The 19,304-nt window shown below is 54.9% G+C and carries 15 protein-coding genes; 6 read left to right on the top strand and 9 right to left on the bottom strand.

The annotated features are described in order from the left end of the window. Positions 1-61 precede the first annotated feature (61 nt). The 7 genes from fecR to AC2FC2_RS05160 all read right to left on the bottom strand — a co-directional run bounded on the left by fecR (position 62) and on the right by AC2FC2_RS05160 (position 6,688). A complete protein-coding gene (gene fecR, locus AC2FC2_RS05190) occupies positions 62-1,018 on the bottom strand; it encodes a ferric citrate uptake sigma factor regulator FecR (protein ID WP_490658891.1) in 957 nt (318 codons plus the stop codon). After that, complete coding sequence (gene fecI / locus AC2FC2_RS05185) at positions 1,015-1,539, bottom strand: ferric citrate uptake sigma factor FecI (protein WP_265556101.1); 525 nt, start codon at positions 1,537-1,539, stop codon at positions 1,015-1,017. The genes fecR and fecI overlap by 4 nt, the downstream gene beginning before the upstream one ends. A gap of 99 nt (positions 1,540-1,638) precedes the next feature. Then, the gene (locus tag AC2FC2_RS05180) at positions 1,639-2,718 is read right to left on the bottom strand and encodes an ABC transporter ATP-binding protein (protein ID WP_490658890.1); all 1,080 of its coding nucleotides are present in this window, start codon (positions 2,716-2,718) and stop codon (positions 1,639-1,641) included. Next, on the bottom strand, positions 2,718-3,671 hold the full coding sequence (locus tag AC2FC2_RS05175; RefSeq protein WP_209633192.1) for a carbohydrate kinase family protein: 954 nt from the start codon (positions 3,669-3,671) through the stop codon (positions 2,718-2,720). Before AC2FC2_RS05175 ends, AC2FC2_RS05180 begins: the two co-directional genes overlap by 1 nt. 19 nt (positions 3,672-3,690) lie before the next feature. Then, positions 3,691-4,530: a carbohydrate ABC transporter permease gene (locus tag AC2FC2_RS05170; protein ID WP_209633194.1), complete on the bottom strand. Its 840-nt coding sequence runs from the start codon at positions 4,528-4,530 to the stop codon at positions 3,691-3,693. Continuing rightward, positions 4,520-5,428, bottom strand: coding sequence for a carbohydrate ABC transporter permease (locus tag AC2FC2_RS05165; protein ID WP_265556913.1), 909 nt, complete (start codon positions 5,426-5,428; stop codon positions 4,520-4,522). Before AC2FC2_RS05165 ends, AC2FC2_RS05170 begins: the two co-directional genes overlap by 11 nt. 9 nt (positions 5,429-5,437) lie before the next feature. After that, positions 5,438-6,688, bottom strand: coding sequence for an extracellular solute-binding protein (locus AC2FC2_RS05160; RefSeq protein ID WP_490658889.1), 1,251 nt, complete (start codon positions 6,686-6,688; stop codon positions 5,438-5,440). A gap of 100 nt (positions 6,689-6,788) precedes the next feature. Here AC2FC2_RS05160 and AC2FC2_RS05155 point away from each other — a divergent pair, with 100 nt between their 5' ends. From AC2FC2_RS05155 to xdhC, 5 genes are all read left to right on the top strand, one after another. Further along, positions 6,789-7,961 carry an ROK family transcriptional regulator gene (locus AC2FC2_RS05155; RefSeq protein WP_209633201.1) on the top strand — a complete coding sequence of 391 codons (1,173 nt, stop codon included), beginning with the start codon at positions 6,789-6,791 and terminating at the stop codon, positions 7,959-7,961. 314 nt (positions 7,962-8,275) lie between these two features. Then, positions 8,276-9,607: a guanine deaminase gene (gene guaD, locus AC2FC2_RS05150; protein ID WP_404759675.1), complete on the top strand. Its 1,332-nt coding sequence runs from the start codon at positions 8,276-8,278 to the stop codon at positions 9,605-9,607. Further along, positions 9,604-11,034, top strand: a complete 1,431-nt coding sequence (gene xdhA, locus AC2FC2_RS05145; protein ID WP_490658888.1) for a xanthine dehydrogenase small subunit — start codon at positions 9,604-9,606, stop codon at positions 11,032-11,034. The genes guaD and xdhA overlap by 4 nt, the downstream gene beginning before the upstream one ends. Continuing rightward, positions 11,027-13,420: a xanthine dehydrogenase molybdopterin binding subunit gene (xdhB, locus tag AC2FC2_RS05140; protein ID WP_490658887.1), complete on the top strand. Its 2,394-nt coding sequence runs from the start codon at positions 11,027-11,029 to the stop codon at positions 13,418-13,420. Before xdhA ends, xdhB begins: the two co-directional genes overlap by 8 nt. Further along, complete coding sequence (gene xdhC, locus AC2FC2_RS05135) at positions 13,413-14,177, top strand: xanthine dehydrogenase accessory protein XdhC (protein WP_490658886.1); 765 nt, start codon at positions 13,413-13,415, stop codon at positions 14,175-14,177. The genes xdhB and xdhC overlap by 8 nt, the downstream gene beginning before the upstream one ends. Positions 14,178-14,217: 40 nt before the next feature. Here xdhC and AC2FC2_RS05130 read toward each other — a convergent pair whose 3' ends face one another. Both AC2FC2_RS05130 and AC2FC2_RS05125 read right to left on the bottom strand, forming a co-directional pair. Further along, entirely contained in the window at positions 14,218-15,513 is a 1,296-nt protein-coding gene (locus tag AC2FC2_RS05130; protein WP_490658885.1) for an alginate export family protein, read from the bottom strand. 51 nt (positions 15,514-15,564) lie between these two features. Then, entirely contained in the window at positions 15,565-16,461 is an 897-nt protein-coding gene (locus AC2FC2_RS05125) for a VOC family protein (protein ID WP_490658884.1), read from the bottom strand. Between the two features lie 608 nt (positions 16,462-17,069). Here AC2FC2_RS05125 and dcp point away from each other — a divergent pair. After that, on the top strand, positions 17,070-19,268 hold the full coding sequence (dcp, locus tag AC2FC2_RS05120; protein WP_490658883.1) for a peptidyl-dipeptidase Dcp: 2,199 nt from the start codon (positions 17,070-17,072) through the stop codon (positions 19,266-19,268). Positions 19,269-19,304: the final 36 nt, after the last annotated feature.

The following is a 19,304-nucleotide window of genomic DNA, read 5'->3' as shown; positions in this document are numbered from 1 at the left end:
GAATGAGAATGGAAAAGGGACAATCAAGAATGCGATTTTTTATCATTTTCATTTAAATAAATCAGGCGGGGACAATTTTTAACCAGTAACGGGTAAAACTTTGCAGCCGTATCGGCAGGGTTTGGCTGAGTAAAAGAAGGGCGCGATCCGGCTCCCTCAGCGGGAAGCTGCCGCTAACACGAAAATTGGCAACGGCGGGATCGCATTCCAAACGGCCAGGGCGGTAACGCGCCAGTTCGGCAATCACCCGATCCAGCCGCCATTGGCTTACGTTGAGCACGCCGCGTGTCCAGCCATCAGCGGCATCCAGTGTCTGCAGCGGGTTAAATGCGGTGGCGCTAAAGCTGATTTGCTCGCCGGCGTTAACCCGACGCTTCTCCTGCGGATACTGTGCCAGTTGGGCTTCCACGGCGTGTTCAATCACGGCCAACTGCGTTTGCCCCTCGCTTTCACGTACCAGAAAATGGGTGCCCAGTGCACGCATTGCGCCTTGTTGGCTTTCTACCCACAGAGGGCGGGCATCACGGCCGGTTATGAGGCTAATCTCACCGGTGTGCAGTACGAACAGCCGCTTTTCAGCGGTGTAGCGAACATCAACGGCGCTGGCGGTGTTTAACACCAGTTGGCTGCCGTCGCTAAGGATGATGGGTTTGATCTCACCCGTAGCGGTGCGGTAGTCAGCGCGCAGCTCACGTCCCAGCGGTGACTGATAGCCTAGCCAACTGCCGCCAACGCCGAGCAATAGCAGCAGGCTTTTCAACAGCGTGCGGCGATCCAACGAGCTGTGGCGATCGGCCTGATCGAGCGTGCGATAGCTAAATTTACCCGGTACGCCTTGTAATTGGCTTTGTAGCGCCTCAACCCGTTGCCAGGCCCAGCGGTGGTCATCGTGTTGTTGATGCCAGGTCTGCCATTGCTGTCGCTGGCGTTCGGTGACATTTTCATCACTTAACAGGGCAAACCAGTGAGCGGCCATTTTCAGCGCATGGCGTTGTTCGGAGGTGATGTTATGACTCATTGCAGGTATTCGTTTTCCAGGCTGAACAGCAGGCAGTGCTCGGTGGCTTTTGCCATATATTTCTTCACTGAACTGACTGAGACGCCAAGCCGCAAAGCGATGTCGGCATAACCCAACCCTTCAAGTTGCGACAGCAAAAAGGCCTGTTTGATTTTTGGGCCCAACCCGTCGAGCATGCTGTCGATCTGTTGTAGGCTTTCCAGCAAACATTGGCGTTGTTCCGGTGAGGGGGCAAGCGCTTCCGGCGCTAATGCGAGCATATCCAGATAGGCTCGCTCCAACGTTTTACGGCGGAAAAAATCGACCATGACCCGTTTGGCGAGCGTGACCAAGAAATCTTTAGGTTCACGGATGGTGGCGGCGGAATCACTTTTCAGGATCCGCAGGAACGTGTCTTGTGCCAAATCGTCGGCATCACATGCGCAGCCAAGCCGACGGCGTAGCCAGCCCTGTAGCCAACCATGGTGGGTTGTATAGAGGTGAGCTAGCGCTTCAGAGGGTGAAGGGGCTGTGGCTGACATGGGTTCCGCGGTGAAGGTCTACTCTAAAAAAGATGCGCGGATGATAATTGAGAATGGTTATCGTTTCAAGTTTGATGCCGTCCATGGCAACCGGTTCTCTTAACGTTCACTGAGTCGCTGTCCTGTTGCAGCGTCAAACAAGTGGATTGCATCACTGTTGGGAGCCAGGTACAGCAACTGACCGCTGTCTGCGTTGACTCGCCCGCTGAACTGTACGTGCAACGTGTAACTGCCCCAGGTGAGATGCAGCAGGCTGACATCGCCGGTGATCTCCATCAGCCGCAGCGTGGCGGCCGGTTGTTCGCTGGTTTCTACCAAACGGAAGTCATGCGGGCGCAGCCCAAGGATCACTTTGCTGCCTGGAACGGTTTGATGCCATTTCGCGGGCAGGGGAAACCATAACGTTCCGCAGGTTACGCCAGGACGATGGTCACGTGGCGTAACGACGCCCTCCAACAGGTTCATCGGCGGTGAGCCGATAAAACGGGCGACAAAGGTATCTGCCGGTGCATCGTAAATCTCCAGCGGTTTCCCTTGCTGCACGATATTGCCGTCTTTCATCACCACAATTTGGTCAGCCAGCGTCATGGCTTCGATCTGGTCGTGAGTGACATACACCGTGGTGGTTTTAAATTGCTGATGCAGGGATTTGATCTCGGCGCGCAGCTCCATACGCAGTTGGGCATCAAGGTTGGACAGCGGCTCATCGAACAAAAATACCTTCGGGTTGCGCACCATGGCGCGGCCCATCGCCACCCGCTGGCGCTGTCCGCCTGACAGCTCTTTCGGGTAGCGCAGTAAAAGCGGGTCGATTGCCAAAATACGCGCGGCCTGTTGTACCTTGGCCTGCTGTTCGCTTTTTGGCACCTTCATCACCTGCATGTGGAACGCCATGTTTTCAGCCACCGTCAGGTGCGGGTAGAGCGCATAACTCTGAAATACCATGGCGATATCGCGATCGGCCGGGTCCAGATCGTTAATTTTTTGCTTATCCAGCAGGATCGCGCCGTCGGTCAGCGTATCGAGCCCGGCCAACAGACGCAGTAACGTGGATTTCCCGCAGCCAGAGGGGCCGACCAGCACGGTAAAACTGCCGTCGGGAATGGTCAGATCCAACGGATTCAGCACGCGCTGTTTACCGTAATATTTGGTGACTTTTACCAGCTCTACACTTGCCATCAGACCATTTCTCCGGCGCAGGTTTTCAGGGTGTTCCAGTCCAGGTACTGGCGCGGTGAACTGCTGATGGCGTGGCTTGCGGCGTGGATACCCCAGCGCAGCGCGACCGCAGCGGAATGGCCATACAGGCAGGCGGTCAGAAACCCCGCGTTAAAACTGTCGCCGGCACCAATGGTATCGACGACCTTGATCGGATGCGCCGCTGCTTGCAACAGGCGCTCTCCCCACCACATGCGAGCGCCGTCAGGGCCGCATTTCACCACACAGGCGGCATCGGTCGGTTGCTGCCGGTTCAGCGTGCGGGCGGCGGTGTACAGGTCTTCATGACCGGCCATACCGCAGGTCTCCACTTCATTAAGCAACAGAATGTCGCAGAACGGCAGCCAGTCGGCGATCTGCCCGCGTAAAGCATCGCTCCAGCCCTGAGGTGGCCAGCCGGTATCCACCGCAATGCGGTAGCCGCGCTGGCGCAAGGTTTGCAGCAGCGCCGGATATTCCGCCATCAAGGTGGTGCACAAAAACGTGCCGCACAACAACACCGTGTCGCCAGTGCCGGCGAACAGCGGGATCTGATGCAGCACGTCGTCCTGGCTCAGGCGGGTGATATGGCCCTGATTGCTGAAAAAAGTGCGCTCGTTATCGGGGTGCGTTACACCGAAGGTCAGAGAGGTTTCACAACTGTAGGTCGGCCAGTACAGCGAGCTTTCCGGGAACAGCTGTGCCAGCCAGGGGCTGAAATAGTCGTTGCCCTGGTTGGCCACCAGCCGGTAAGGGGTTTCCAGCGCCGCCAGCGCCAGTGCGCAGTTGCCCGCCGAACCACCGGGGCGCAGTTCGCTGTGATCCAGCATCGCCTCGGTGCCTTTTTGCGGCCACTGTTGCAACGTGCTCATGATCACGTCGACGTTGATATTGCCAACCACGTACAGTGTGGGTCTGGTGTTGGTGTTCATCATGTTAATTTCCCTGAATAAATTAGCCCTTGCTGCCGCCACTGGTTAAACCGCTAACCAGCGTTTTTTGCAGCCAGATGGCAATAAAAAGAGGTGGAATGGCGGCCAGAATGCCGACGGCGGCGATCAACCCGTCATCGGTGGCGCGCCCGGCAGTGAAGCCAGCAATGGTGACAGGTAGCGTCTGTGCCTGAATATTGCTGGTGAACAGCAATGCATAGAAAAATTCGTCCCAGGCCAGCAGCCAGCCAAACAGCGCGGAGGCGCCCAGTGCCGGTTTGGCCAGCGGCAGGGTGATGCGTAACAACACCTGCCATTGCCGCAGCCCATCCAACCGCGCCGCCTGTTCGATATCTATCGGCAAGGCGTCGAACTGGTTTTTTAGCATCCAGGTGAGAAACGGCAAGATCAGTGAGCAATAGACCAGCACCAAACCAATATGGGTATTCAACAAGGCTAACTGTTGCAAAATAAAGTACAGCGGCAAGACAAAAGCCACGGGGGGCACCATGTAAATGGCCAGGCTGGCAAACAGCCAACCGTCGCGTCCTGGGTAGCGTGAAAAGCTGAACGCTGCCGGGATCGCCAACAGTAATGAAATTAGCGTAGCGCCACAGGCCACCAGTAGGCTGTTGAATAGCGCGTGCAGAAACAAGGTACCCGGCTGGCCGGGCTGCAATGACAGCAGGCTGCCGTAGCGCGAAAAGTCCCACTGACGTGGCAGCCACTCCAGGGGCACTCGCGTCAGATCGGCCGAGGCACTGACGCTCATCAGAAACAGCCACAGCATGGGCGCAAGGATTGAAACTGCCAGCAGCAGCGCGGCGCTGTAGCGCAGCACCAAACGAATGTTACGCTTCATCGGCGAGGCTCCTTCGGCGCTGACGGAACAGCATCAGCATGTACAGCGCGATCAATAACCCGCACAACAGCGTCATCAACACCGCATAGGCGGCACCGCTGCCGGCGCGCAGATAACTGAATGATTCCTGATACACGAAGAAACTGAGGGTTTTGGTACTGTCCATCGGCCCGCCGCGCGTCATCACGTAAATAATGTCGAACACCTTGAAGGCGTCAATGGTACGCAATACCAGAGCCACCGCCAGCGGTGCCAGAATGGCGGGCAGGGTGATGGCGCGAAACCGCCGCCAGGCAGAGGCCCCGTCCAGCCGCGCAGCCTCGTACAAATCGTCTGGGATGGATTGCAACGCCGCCAGCGTCAGCAGGGTAATCAGCGGGTAATTCTTCCAAATATCCGCCAGCATCACCGCGTTAAGTGCCGAAGCGGGATCGCCCAGCCAACTGCGGTAGTGATCAATTACGCCAAGCTGGGTCAACAGTGCGTTGATACTGCCGTAATCCGGGTTGAAATTCAGCCGCCACATGGTGGCATTAACGATGGTGGGTAGCGCCCAGGGCAGAATAACCAGTACCCGCAGAAGGTTACGCCCATGGAATTTTTGGTTAAGCAGCAACGCGACCAATACGCCAATCACGCCTTCAAATGCCACTGACACCAGGGTGAAATACAATGTACGCCACAAGGCAGCCTGGAAATCCGAATCGGTCAGCGCATAAAAAAAGTTGTCCATACCGACCCAGGCCGGCGTTACGCCATCGCCCACCAGCGCCGCATCGGTAAAGCTCAGCCATAGCGTACGGGCCAGCGGCCAGGCGGTTAGCAGCAGCATCATCAGTAGCATGGGTGCTAACAGCACCCATGCCTGACGCCGCTCACGTTGGGGAAAAGTGAGCATTGTCATTCCTTAACGCAACCGCGCAGCGCTTTGGGTCGCGGCGTCCAGCCCGGCCTGCGGCGTGACTTTACCCTGCAAGATTTGCTGCAGCTCCTGCTGCAATCCGTTGGACAAACGGGAGTAATCAGCGGTTTCAGGGCGCGACAGCATCACGTTCAACGACTGTTTGGCTGCGGCAATCAACGGCTCCTGGCCTTTCTGTACCGCCGGATCGTCGTAGGACGCCTTCCAGATCGGCAGGCTCAGTTTGGCGTATTTGTCTTGCACCGGCTGTGAGGTCATATAACTGATGTACTGCCAGGCTTGGTCAGGGTGGGCGCTGGCTTTGGCGATGCCCAGCCCCATCGACCCATTCACCGCGGAGACCTGGCCTTCCACCGAGCCAGGCGCAGGGACGATCCCGACGTCACCGGCCACTTTACTTTGCTTCGGATCGTTGGCCATGTTGTACATGTAGGTCCAGTTGAGCGCGAAGGCGGCGTCACCGTTGGAAAACGCCTTACGCACGTCTTCCTCCAGATACTCGCGGGAGTTCGGGTTGGTTAACCCTTTGTCCAGCGACGCTTTCATATAGTCGACAGCCTGCAGCGAACCTGGCGTAGAGAAGGTGATTTTCCCTTGCTGGATAAACTGCCCCTTAAAGGCAGACACCAACGTGGTGTAGTCGCATACCAACGCCTCGGCCTGTGACCAGCTCCACACCAGCGGGTACTTGACCACGTTTTTCTGTTTCAGGATTTCGGCCTGTTGCGCCAGCTCCTGCCAGGTTTTCGGCGGGGCTGCGATCCCGGCCTTGGCCAGCATGGCTTTGTTGTAATACAGGTATTTGGTGTCCAGGATCCACGGCATACCCCAGCGTTTGTCTTTATAGGTCACGGTGGTCATGGCACCGGCAAAGATTTTATTGCTGTCGTCGGCACTAATGCGCGCAGTGACGTCTTGCAACAAGCCGAATTTGGTGAATTCCGCGGGCCAGATAGCGTCAAACAGCACCACATCATAGCCGTTACTGCCAGCACCGCGCGCGGCAACGATTTTATCGTGCAGGGCTTCGTAAGGAACAAACTCCAGGTTAACGGTGATATCCGGGTGCTGTTTGCTGAAGTCCGCGGTCATCGCGCGGATATCGTTTTCACTGTAGGCCGCCTGGGTCATAAATAACGCATTGATTTGCGTTGGGGCGGCATAGGCGGATGACAGGCTGAGGGCCAGAGCAGAAAGGGTACAGACTGCCGTAGCGGCAAGGGTATGGCTTTTCATTGTGCGTTCTCCGGTGTTAAAAAGATTCTTAAATCAATTTGATTGCTTTATTAGAGGGCACCATACTGCAAAGACGATTTCCCTTTCTGCATAGGCAGTTATGACGACTTCCGGCACTAACCTTGAACATGCTCGTGCACACAACCGGCGCGTAGTGATAGAGGCTATCCGTCTGCACGGTGAGCTGACCCGTGCCGAAATTGCCCGGCTGACCTCACTGACGCCGCAAACCGTTTCAAACATTGCAACAGAACTGGAACAGGCCGGTATTCTCTCCTCGCACCTGCCGCGTCGTGCCGGCGGGCGGGGCCAACCGGCCACGCCGTTGACCCTGAACCCAGACAGTGCGTATTCCATCGGCATCCATCTGGATCATCAGTCACTGCTGATCATCGTCGTTGATCTGTCAGGCAGCGTTCGTTTCCACCGGCTGATTATGGTGCAAAAGCCGCAACCTGCTGCGACCTTGAAACTGATTTGTGATGTACTGCAAGAAATGCGCCAGCAGCCGGATCTGAGCTGGGGAAAAATGTTGGGGATCGGCGTTGTGATGCCGGGGCCGTTTGGCGTCGAAGGTATTTCCTCCGTTGGGCCGACCACGCTGAACGGCTGGGAAAATATTGATGTAGTGGCCGAACTTAACGCGCAGAGTGGCCTGCCGGTGACGCTGGAGAACGACGCCACCGTTGCGGCGATTGGCGAGCGTTTGCACGGTATCGCCAGGCAGCTTAATTCGTTTATTTATTTGTATCTTGGCACCGGGCTGGGGGCGGGGATTTTCACCGACGGCCGAATTTATACCGGCCATGCGCACAATGCTGGTGAGGTCGGCCACATGATTGTGCAACCGGGTGGCCGGGCGTGCTATTGCGGCAACCAGGGGTGCCTGGAACGTTATGTGTCATTACAGGCGGCCTATGAGAGCTGCGGGTTGGATCCGATGCGCGCCAGACCGCAGGACTTACTGGCATTGCCGCAGGGGCAGATAGACACATGGCTGGATTCGGCGGTGCCGGCGTTACGTCAGGCGATCAACATTATTGAGTGCATGTTTGACGCTGAAGCCGTGATTATTGGCGGTCTGATGCCGGAAAGCCTTGTCGAGCAGCTCATCAAGCGGCTTGCGCCATTGCACCGCTCGGTACGCAGTAAATACCTTGACGGTCTGCGGGTGCGGCTGGGGACGACGGGCGCGGATACTGCCGCATTAGGCGCCGCAGCCTTGCCCCTGTTTGATGAGTTTAACCCACGTTATGAAGTGCTATTAAAGTAATAAATTCTATTACCCCCATTTGTATTCTTGCCCGATATTGGTGCGCGCGCTCAATTAATACAATATAAGCAAACGGTTGCTATTTAAATGCAACCGTTTGCTTATTCCTGGCTTATTTTCCTTGACTAAGAATATTGAACGACTTGTTTTTATCGCTTTGTTTTTAAATGGAAATCATCAATAAAAAACCCATTGGCACGCTGATTGCTATTCTTAAACCAACACCTGCGATCGATAAAAAAACCGCGACCACTTCCTGGCCTGAATTGACTCAGCCGGGTGTTGTGCGCGGGTCTGTAGAGAAGGAAAGTAAAATGAGCATCCCATTCACCACGGCGATCCGTGGCAATTTCTTTGATATCACTGCCTGCGTGGATAACCCGCAACAGTTGAGTCGGCAATTACGCCATCTTCCTGACGGATTAATTCTGCTGAATGAAGGCACCATTGTTTGGTTTGGTAGCTGGCAGCAGGGGGAGTCGCTATTGCCGCCGGGGTGCGAGGTTACCCATTACCGTGACAAACTGATCGTGCCGGGTTTTATCGACACCCATATTCATTATCCGCAAACCGAAATGATTGGTGCCTATGGCGATCAACTGCTGGCGTGGCTGAAAAACTATACTTTTCCGACAGAAAGCCAGTTTTGCTGTGAACAGCATTCCGACAAAATGTCGGCGTTTTTTCTACAACAACTGCTAAGCAATGGCACGACTACGGCACTGGTATTTGGCACTGTGCACCCGCAGTCGGTAGAAGCCTTGTTCAGTCAGGCAGCAGCACTCAATATGCGTTTGATCGCCGGCAAGGTGATGATGGATCGCCACGCCCCGGACGCCCTGTTGGAAACCCCGGAGGAGAGTTACCAACAAACACGTGCGTTGATTGAACGCTGGCACGGTAAGCAACGGCTGAGTTATGCCATTACACCGCGTTTCGCCCCTACCAGCACACCGGCCCTGTTGGCACAGGTGCAACGGCTGCGGGAAGAGTTTCCTGATGCCTATATGCACACCCACCTGAGTGAGAACCTGGATGAAGTGGCATGGGTGAAAGAACTGTTCCCGGACAGCCGCAGCTATCTGGATGTTTATCATCAGTATGGAATGACCGGGGAGCGGAGCGTTTTCGCCCATTGCCTGCATTTGGAAGAGCAAGAGTGGGACTGTCTATGCCAGACCCGCTCGGCGATCGCCTTTTGCCCGACCTCCAACCTGTTCCTTGGTAGTGGCCTGTTCAATATGCAAAAGGCTTGGCAAAAACAGGTGAAACTGGGCATCGGCACCGACGTTGGCGCCGGTACCACGTTCAATATGCTGCAAACGCTGGGTGAGGCTTATAAGGTTGGCCAGTTGCAGCACTATCAACTCTCCGCCTGCGAGGCGTTTTACCATGCCACGCTGGGCGGTGCACGGGCACTGTCGCTGGAGGATAAAATCGGCAACTTTGACATTGGCAAAGAGGCGGACTTTGTGGTGCTGGATCCTGCGGTGTCACCGTTGCAGAAGCTGCGCCATGAGAACAGCCGCGAGTTAGCGGAACAACTTTTTGTGCTGATGACGCTGGGCGATGATCGCAACGTTTACCGTACCTACGTCGACGGTAAAGTGGTCTATCGGCCAACCACGCACCAGGAGGCTGCATGATCCAGTTTCTGCTTAATCAAACGCTGAAAAGTGAAACAGCGCTCGATCCCAACACGACGGTGCTGAACTATCTGCGTCGCGATCTCGGCCGCTGCGGCACCAAAGAAGGCTGCGCTTCCGGTGACTGTGGCGCCTGTACTGTCGTCCTGGCGGAGCCGGACGGCAAACAATTGCGCTATCGCAGCGTTAACGCTTGCCTGACTTTCGTCAGTGCGCTGCACGGCAAACAGCTGATCACCGTAGAGGATCTTAAACAGCAGGGGGCGTTGCACAGCGTGCAGCAGGCGATGGTTGACTGTCATGGCTCACAGTGCGGTTTTTGCACGCCGGGATTTGTCATGTCTATGTTTTGTCTGCAAAAAAACAGTGAAAGCTATCAGCCTGAACAGGCGCAGCACGCGTTGGCTGGGAATCTGTGTCGTTGTACCGGCTATCGGCCGATTTTTGCCGCGGCGCAGCAGGCCTGCAATACCAAAACGCCCGACAGTTTCGAACGCGACCAGGCGCAAACGCGACAGCGTTTACAGGCGATAGGCCCAGCGACGTTGGTGGCGTCCGCGGGCAAACGCTGCCTGTTGCCACAAACCCTCGATGAACTGGCGACGCTGTATCAGCAACACCCCGAGGCCAAACTGCTGGCCGGCGGTACCGACCTGGCACTGGAGGTCACTCAGCGTCATCAGGATATCCCGTTGATGATCGCCGTTGGGCAGATTGACGCGCTCAAGCGCGTCCGTTGGCAGGATGAGCGTCTGATCATCGGGGCCGGGGCGACGTTAAGCGATGTATACCCGCTACTGGCCAGCTATCACCCGGCCTTTGACGAACTGTTGGGGCGTTTTGCTTCGCAACAAATTCGCAATCAGGGCACCTTGGGCGGCAATATCGCCAACGCATCCCCGATTGGTGATGGTGCACCGTTACTGTTAGCGCTGGATGCGAAGCTGACGTTGCGCTGCGGTAAGGCGCGTCGTGAACTGCCGTTGAACGACTTCTTCCTGGGCTACCGCCAGACCGCATTGCAGCCGGGAGAGTTTATTGAAAATATCCTGTTGCCAGCCAGCGCGCCGGCAGATTTCCGCGCCTGGAAGGTCTCTAAACGGCTGGAAGATGATATTTCTGCGGTCTGCGGTGCCTTCAATCTCACCCTTGACCAAGGTGTCATTCGTGACGCCCGTTTGGCGTTTGGGGGCATGGCGGCAACGCCGAAACGCGCCTTGCTGAGTGAACAGCAACTGGTGGGGCAGCCGTGGCAGCGCGCCACGGTGGAACGGGCTGCGCAGGCGTTGGCACAAGACTTTACGCCGCTGAGCGATTTTCGTGCCAGCAGCGCCTACCGTTTGCTGGTGGCGCAAAATCTGCTGCGTCGCTATTTCATCGCATTGACCGAGCCACAGCTGGCGATCGAGGTGACTGCCCATGAGTAATCGCAAATACAGCGAACAGACGCAGGCGCAACTGGCCGAACGCTTCCGTCAGTCATTGACCAGCGGTGTGGGACGGAGCCGTAAACACGAAAGCGCCGACAAACACGTCAGCGGAGAAGCACAATACATTGACGACCGGTTGGAGTTTCCCAACCAGTTGCATCTGGCGGCCAAGCTGAGCGAACGGGCGCATGCCCGTATAGAAAAACTGGATCTGTCTGCCTGTTACGATTTTCCCGGTGTAGTGCGGGTGATCACTTGGCAGGACGTGCCGGGCGAGTTGGATATCGCACCTTTAACCCACGGCGATCCGCTGTTGGCGAAAGAGGAGGTGGAATACGTCGGGCAGGTGATTGTGGTCGTGGCGGCGGACGATCCCGAGACCGCCTGGCGCGCTGCGCAGGCGGTCAGCGTAACCTATCAGGATTTACCCGCCCAGTTGGACGTCACGCAGTCCCTGCGAGATGGCTTTGTGGTACAGGAGGCCCATCATCATCAACGGGGTGATGTCGAGGGGGCACTGGCGCAAGCTAAGCACCGTATTCAGGGTGAGTTGCACGTTGGGGGACAGGAGCATTTCTATCTGGAAACCCAGATAGCCTCGGTGCTGCCCGTCGAAGACGGCGGCATGCTGGTCTATTCATCGACCCAGAACCCGACAGAAATACAAAAACTGGTCGCTGCGGTGCTCAATCTGCCCATGCACAAAGTGACTATCGACATGCGTCGTATGGGCGGTGGCTTTGGTGGCAAAGAAACGCAGGCCGCAGGCCCGGCGTGTTTATGTGCCGTGGTGGCGCATCTCACCGGACGACCGGTCAAAATGCGGCTTAATCGCCGTGACGACATGCTGATTACCGGTAAGCGTCATCCGTTTTATATCCAGTATGACGTCGGCTTTGACGACAACGGATTGTTGCACGGCGTGAAAATCGACCTGGCAGGCAACTGCGGTTACTCGCTCGATCTTTCGGGGTCTATCGTCGATCGTGCCATGTTTCACGCCGATAATGCCTATTTCTTGCAGGATGTATTGATTACGGGGCACCGATGTAAAACCCATATTGCATCCAATACCGCCTACCGTGGTTTTGGCGGCCCGCAGGGCATGATGGCAATTGAGCAGGTCATGGATCATATTGCCCGCTATCTGGGGGACGATCCGCTGGCGGTGCGCAAAACCAACTATTACGGCAAGGAACAGCGCAATGTCACTCATTACTATCAGCCGGTTGAGCAGAATCTGCTGCAAGAGATCACCGCTGAACTGGAACACAGCGCCGATTATCAGGCGCGGCGTCAGGCGATTCGGCACTTCAACGCACAAAACCCGATTTTGAAGAAAGGGCTGGCGCTGACGCCGGTGAAGTTCGGCATCTCCTTTACCGCCAGCTTCCTCAACCAGGCCGGGGCGCTGGTACTGATTTACACCGACGGCAGTATTCAACTCAACCACGGTGGCACCGAAATGGGCCAGGGGTTGAACACCAAGGTGGCACAGATTGTCGCAGAAGTGTTCCAGGTCGAGGTTGAGCGTATCCAAATCACCGCCACCGATACCGGCAAGGTACCCAATACCTCGCCAACGGCGGCGTCGTCAGGCACAGACTTGAATGGCAAAGCGGCGGAGAATGCCGCCTTGACCATTAAGCAACGCCTGATCGACATGCTCAGCAAACAGCATTGTGTCGATGCCGCGCAGATCGCCTTCAATAATGGTCAGGTCAAGGTAGGAGAGCACTATTTCAGCTTTGAACAGGTGGTTGAGCAGGCCTATTTCAACCAGGTTTCACTCGCCAGCACCGGCTATTACCGCACGCCGAAGATTTTCTACGATCGCGACCAGGCCCGCGGCCATCCGTTTTATTACTTTGCCTACGGTGCGGCCTGCGCGGAAGTCGTCATCGATACCCTGACCGGTGAATATAAGCTGTTGCGTGCCGATATTCTGCACGACGTGGGCGACTCACTGAACCCGGCGATCGACATAGGTCAGGTGGAAGGGGGATTTGTGCAGGGTATGGGGTGGCTAACCAGCGAAGAACTGGTGTGGGATGACAAGGGCAAGTTGCTGACCAACGGGCCGGCCAGCTACAAAATCCCGGCGATTGGCGATGTGCCTGCCGATCTGCGCGTCACGCTGCTGGAGAACCGCAAAAACCCGGAGGACACGGTGTTCCACTCCAAAGCGGTGGGCGAGCCACCGTTCATGCTGGGGATCTCGGTCTGGTGTGCCATCAAAGACGCGGTGGCCAGCCTGGCGGATTACCGCCTGCAGCCCAACATTGACGCACCGGCCACGCCAGAGCGGGTGCTGTGGGGCGTACAGCAGATGCTGAATAGTGACATTGTCACTAACTTGGCGCGGGAGAACGGCAATGGATGAATGGATTGAGGCTTTGGCCGAGCAGCGGCGGCGTGGCGAGCCTTGCATCCTGGTGACGCTGGTGGATGAGTTGGGGTCCACGCCGCGTAACCGTGGAACCAAAATGCTGGTAACCGCGGAACGGGCGGTGAATACCATTGGCGGTGGCCATCTCGAGTTTCAGGCGTTAGCGATCGCCCGAGACATGCTCAAGCAGGGCGTTGCCACGCTGCGACTGGAGCGCTTCCCTCTGGCGGCTCGGCTGGGACAATGCTGCGGTGGAACCACCAACGTGCTGTTCGAACCCCTGATACCCCCTCGACCACAGATTGCGCTGTTTGGCGCAGGACACGTGGGCCGGGCGTTGGTGACCATCCTTGCCACACTGCCGTGCCGGGTGCATTGGGTGGATGGTCGTGCTGCGGAGTTTCCTGCGCTGATCCCGGAGGGGGTTCAACAACAGATCTGTGAAGACCCGCTGGAGATGGTCGATGCCATGCCGGCTGGGAGTTATTTCATCGTCATGACGCATGATCACGCATTAGACCTGGCGCTGGCAGAACGCATTTTACGCCGTGGTGATGCCGGTTACTTCGGCCTGATCGGCTCACTGACCAAACGCAAACGCTTCGAATATAAACTGGGCCAGCGCGGTATCAGTGAACAGACGATTGCCGGTATGCGTTGCCCTCTGGGGCTGCCGGACGTGAAAGGCAAGCTGCCAGCGGAAATTGCGGTGGCGGTAGCCGGGGAGATCATTGCCTGTTATGGCAGGTAAAAAGCATCCCCTCCGGCATGTTTGTTTCTTACAGGCCAGATCAAAAACTGAAGGTACCTTGGGCCAGAAAGAAGTTCATGTCTTTCAAACCGGCGTTCTGTTCAAGGCTGCGTCCGACGTTGAAATAGACGTAAGCGACCTTGAATTGCAGCCAACTCTCCGGGGTCCAGAGGGTTTCGATCTGGTACTGATGGCCAATAAACCGACTGCCTTTTTCACTGTCTTTGACCGGTCTCATGGGCCCCAGATAGAAACCATCCGCCGAACTCTGACGCCACATGGCGTCCCAACTGAGATCCAGCGATACCGTTTCCCATGGTGTCAGGGTGATAGAGGGATGAAGGTCGATCAGGTTGGCTGGCGCGACCAAGCCATTTTCGGTCAGGTAGGGCAGCTTAGGGTACATGGCATTGAAGGTATTGAGTTGCCCGTCATGCGGGTTTTTGTCGCCGCTGGCGATGCCAGCTTTGCCGCCGAATCTTGGTTTGAGAGGCCAGCTTTCAATGGTATAACCGGCATGACTAGAAACAGACCAGGCGCGTATGTCATGTTGCTGAAATTGACCGTACTGATAGGCGGTTTCATTATCCCAATCAACGTTGTTTGCATGACCATACAAACGAGCACCGAGGGTGTAGCGCCGCTCTTCCCCCATCCCTTGCGTGTAGTGGGCGTTCTGCTGTTCAAAACCAAAGGTGTAAACATCCACTGAGGAGTTGAACGCGGTGACTGGCGTGGTGCCATAGATACCCCAAACTTTTTGACTGTTGTCGGTACTGTCGTCAAAACTGCCTTCTTTCAGCGTAATGGGATGACCGATAAAGGCATCAAGCCGACTCGTGTCCCATTGCCAACTGGCACGTATTGCGTCAAAGGCGCGACGCACGTTAGCCCCATCACGGGTTCCCATTAGGTGCAGTGCCCCCAAAGGTATTTCCTGGCGTCCTACGCGCAGTGTGCCTTCACCGTACGGGGTGGGCAACTTCAGGTCTATGTACCCTTGTCCCAAATAGGCATGATCTTCATCGGTGGGTTTGCGCCCTTGCTCGCGGGGTGTGGCCAACGATGAACCGACTTGGATGTATGCACTAAAATAGTCGGTATAGTCAAACCGACTACCGATCAATAGCCTTTGCATGAAAATGTCATCGCGGCTGGCGCCGTTCACGCCGAGATCGCGGCGATCGGTCCATTCGTAGCGTTCGCGCAGCGAACCATCAAATGACAAAAGCCTATTGTCGCCTAGGTCGATATTCTTCCAGGACGGGGATGGCGCTGCCACCGCAGAGGCGATGGGTAAACCTAGCGTAAACACTAAATAAAAGGGTAATTTCATTTTTTATGCTCAAAAAACCGCACCGTAGTGCGGTGAGAGAAAGTGTCATTATTACTGTGCAGATTGGTGAACTTCAGCTATATAGCCCCCGGGGAACTCAACCAGTGCCGCGCTTTTTGTTTCTGCGGGGTTACTATTCCAGAGAATCTTGGCACCGCTGGCGCGTGCTTTTCTGAGCGTGTCTTGCAGGTTGGCTACGGCATATCCGGTCCGCTCATGGCCAAAGGGATAAGGCAAGTAGCCATTCGTGACAAATATGCGAGTTTTGCCAAAGGCTGAGTCCAGCTTGACTTCCCGAATAGTTTTTTGCCCATTACGACCAATTACCTGGTCGTTAACTTGAGTGTCACTGACCACTTTCCCATGAGAAAATGCTTGGTAACTTTTAATAAAAGTATTTACCCGATAAGAAGAGAGATAAATACGGTTTTCCGGAATGTAGGACAGCGGTTTGTAATTCGGAGCCTTGGTATGAGAGTAAAGCTGCATATTGACGCCACCTGGCCATTGTACTATCGCATCACGACCAATTGGGTCATCGAAAGGTTCAACCAATACATCGGCACCTGAAGCCTTGGCTTTTTTGATGGCTTCATCCATGTTTTTTACCAGAAAGCCGTTGCGCTCTGTCCCGAATGGATAAGGGATCGGCGTTTGGAAATCGAATACCGAGAAAGTACCTGAGGGGGTCAGTATCAACTGGGAAAATGTTTGGCTCGGAGTTGGTGTGACATCAGCTAATACGCGTTTTGTAACGGTGCCACCGAAAGTTTTCACGATGCTGTCTACGAAGTTGTCCATTTTGCCGTGTTCAACATATACATGCGCGGTGTCGTACTGAGGGCTGACCGCGACCAGCTCAGAACCATTAGCGTACGACAAGGCTGGAGTGAGCAGGGTAAATATCGATGTCAGCATCCAGCAAGAAGGAATACGAGCCTGTGTCATTCAATACACCTCATTAACTTGGCATTAGTGAATCGTTGATATAAACGACCATGAAATCGTTATATTTGATTAAAAACTCAATGGCGTCGGCGCAGAGTCGATGCTGAATTTCATCTTACGAAGTTAATGAATAAAACATAGATAATAATTTTATACAGCTTGTTGAGTTTTTTTATCCATTTAAATACAGTTGGTTAAAATTCATTAAAGACCATTGAGTTAACGAAAAAGAACAGGGTTTTAGTCAGTGCGGAATAAAATACTAATGGCTAAAATTACCGCATCGGCGACAATGAATATTTCAATAATGCTATTTAAGAAATTCATTATCATGCGAGAAATTTCGGCAATAATATTAAGGCGGCGGTGAATGGGTACAGCTAACGTCGGGTGATAGGGCATATTGAAGTAGCAGCCGTGGATAACGCCGATGGATCACCACTATTTGTGTGATAGAGCCAAATTTGAAATGTCCATCGGCTAGTGGTTAAGCTCCCTAATCACTTGTTTTTGCTCAAACTGCCAACTGCGCCTAAGCTAGGATGTGACTCAAGGGGAGACGAACTCCCCGCAACAATTTTCTGTGGACATGGAGGAGTTTCGATTTGATGCGTTTATCGACATTGGTGCTGGCGATCGGCATGGCGCTGGGCACACAGGCACAAGCAGAAGAGACCAACCCGCACGCGGATCATAGCGCGTTGCCAAGCGGCCAGGCAAAGGAGGCTACCGTGACCGGCGAAGCCAACCAGCACGACAAAAAGAACGAAAACCCGTTCTTCTACCAAAGTCGCCTGCCATTCCAGGCACCACCGTTTAATGTGATCAAAGAAAGTGACTATGCGCCGGCGATTGACGCCGGTATCAAGCAAAAACTGGAGGAGGTGGAGAAGATCGCCAACAATCCGGCCAAGCCTGATTTTAAAAATACCTTTGTGGCCCTAGAGCAAAGTGGCGCATTGCTGTCGCGAGTGATGAACGTGTTTGGGGCCATGACCTCGGCCAACACCAGCGACGCGTTACAGAAGCTGGACGAAGAAAGCTCACCGAAGCTGGCGGCGCTGGACGACGCCATCATGCTTAACAGCAAACTGTTTGCCCGTATCAAGGCTGTGTATGAACAGCGTGACGCACTAAAACTGGATGCGGAATCTCGCCGACTGGTGGAAGTGACCTACAAGAACTTCGAGCTGGCGGGGGCCAATCTGTCCGACGCCGATAAAACCAAGCTGAAGGCGCTGAATCAGGAAGCGGCTACGCTGAGCACCCAGTTCTCCAACAAATTGCTGGCCGCAACCAAAGAGGGTGCGCTGGCGATCGCCGATAAAGGCAAGCTGGACGGCCTGTCGGAAAGCGAACTGGCTGCCGCAGCCCAGGCCGCCAGCGAACGTAAGCTGGATAAACAGTGGTTGCTGGTGCTGCAAAACACCACCCAGCAACCAGAACTGCAAAGCCTGAAGGATCGTGATACCCGCAAAGCGCTGTTTGATGCGTCCTGGAACCGGGCAGAAAAAGGCGATGCTAACGACACTCGCCAGACAATCGCTCGTCTGGCCAAGGTTAGGGCTGAACAGGCCAAACTGCTGGGCTTCCCGAATTACGCAGCCTGGAAACTGCAAAACCAGATGGCCAAAACACCGGATGCCGCGCTGAGTTTTATGCGTAACATCGTCCCTGCGGCGACCGCTCGTGCAGAACGTGAAGCCAAAGACATTCAGGCTGTGATTGACCAGCAGAAAGGTGGATTTAAGGTTGAAGCCTGGGACTGGCAGTTCTATGCAGAACAGGTTCGTAAAGCAAAATACGACCTTGATGAGTCGCAGATCAAACCTTATTTCGAACTGAATAACGTGCTGAACAACGGCGTGTTCTATGCTGCGAATCTGCTGTACGGCATCAGCTTCAAAGAACGCAAAGATATCCCGGTTTACCAACCGGACGTGCGGGTTTATGAAGTGTTCGATAAAGACGGTAAATCATTGGCATTGTTCTATACCGACTTCTTTAAGCGCGACAACAAAGGCGGTGGTGCCTGGATGAGCAACTTTGTCGAACAGTCGAAGCTCAAAGGCACCAAACCGGTGATTTACAATGTTGCCAACTTCACCAAACCTGCGCCAGGCCAGCCTGCGTTGTTGTCGTATGATGATGTGATCACCATGTTCCACGAGTTTGGTCATGCGCTGCACGGCATGTTCGCCGATCAGGAATACCCAAGCCTGTCCGGCACCAACACGGCGCGTGACTTTGTTGAATTCCCATCACAGTTCAACGAGCATTGGGCCAGTGATCCTAAAGTGTTCGCGCACTTCGCCAAGCATTACAAAACCGGGGAAGCGATGCCGCAAGAACTGGTCGACAAAATCAAAAAGGCCGACAAATTCAACAAAGGCTATGACATGACCGAGCTGCTGTCTGCGGCGCTGCTGGATATGCACTGGCACATGTTGAGTGCTGATCAACCGCAACAGGACGTGGACAAGTTCGAAGCCGAATCGCTGCAAAAAGACAAAATCGATCTCAGCTATGTGCCGCCACGCTATCGCTCAAGTTACTTCAAACATATCTGGGGTAACGGCTATGCCGCTGGTTACTACGCCTATCTGTGGACAGAAATGCTGGCGGATGATGCTTTCCAATGGTTTACCGAACACGGTGGCCTGACCCCCGAGAACGGCCAGCGTTTCCGCGACATGGTGTTGTCGCGTGGCAACAGCCAGGATCTGGAAAAACTGTATATCGACTGGCGCGGTCAAGCACCCAGCATCGAACCCATGCTGATTAATCGTGGGTTGAAAGACAAGTAATACCAGAAAGGGCCATTCATTAAGGACACAAGCTTG

Source organism: Serratia sp. CoH_122_TC_1 (assembly GCF_058191755.1).
The sequence above is the reverse complement of the archived record's forward strand: the minus strand, read 5'-3'. Positions and strand labels throughout refer to the sequence as shown.

Coding starts and splice junctions, on each gene's coding strand:
- fecR (WP_490658891.1), bottom strand. CDS start 1,018: ATGAGTCATAACATCACCTCCGAACAACGCCATGCGCTGAAAATGGCC.
- fecI (WP_265556101.1), bottom strand. CDS start 1,539: ATGTCAGCCACAGCCCCTTCACCCTCTGAAGCGCTAGCTCACCTCTAT.
- AC2FC2_RS05180 (WP_490658890.1), bottom strand. CDS start 2,718: ATGGCAAGTGTAGAGCTGGTAAAAGTCACCAAATATTACGGTAAACAG.
- AC2FC2_RS05175 (WP_209633192.1), bottom strand. CDS start 3,671: ATGATGAACACCAACACCAGACCCACACTGTACGTGGTTGGCAATATC.
- AC2FC2_RS05170 (WP_209633194.1), bottom strand. CDS start 4,530: ATGAAGCGTAACATTCGTTTGGTGCTGCGCTACAGCGCCGCGCTGCTG.
- AC2FC2_RS05165 (WP_265556913.1), bottom strand. CDS start 5,428: ATGCTCACTTTTCCCCAACGTGAGCGGCGTCAGGCATGGGTGCTGTTA.
- AC2FC2_RS05160 (WP_490658889.1), bottom strand. CDS start 6,688: ATGAAAAGCCATACCCTTGCCGCTACGGCAGTCTGTACCCTTTCTGCT.
- AC2FC2_RS05155 (WP_209633201.1), top strand. CDS start 6,789: ATGACGACTTCCGGCACTAACCTTGAACATGCTCGTGCACACAACCGG.
- guaD (WP_404759675.1), top strand. CDS start 8,276: ATGAGCATCCCATTCACCACGGCGATCCGTGGCAATTTCTTTGATATC.
- xdhA (WP_490658888.1), top strand. CDS start 9,604: ATGATCCAGTTTCTGCTTAATCAAACGCTGAAAAGTGAAACAGCGCTC.
- xdhB (WP_490658887.1), top strand. CDS start 11,027: ATGAGTAATCGCAAATACAGCGAACAGACGCAGGCGCAACTGGCCGAA.
- xdhC (WP_490658886.1), top strand. CDS start 13,413: ATGGATGAATGGATTGAGGCTTTGGCCGAGCAGCGGCGGCGTGGCGAG.
- AC2FC2_RS05130 (WP_490658885.1), bottom strand. CDS start 15,513: ATGAAATTACCCTTTTATTTAGTGTTTACGCTAGGTTTACCCATCGCC.
- AC2FC2_RS05125 (WP_490658884.1), bottom strand. CDS start 16,461: ATGACACAGGCTCGTATTCCTTCTTGCTGGATGCTGACATCGATATTT.
- dcp (WP_490658883.1), top strand. CDS start 17,070: ATGCGTTTATCGACATTGGTGCTGGCGATCGGCATGGCGCTGGGCACA.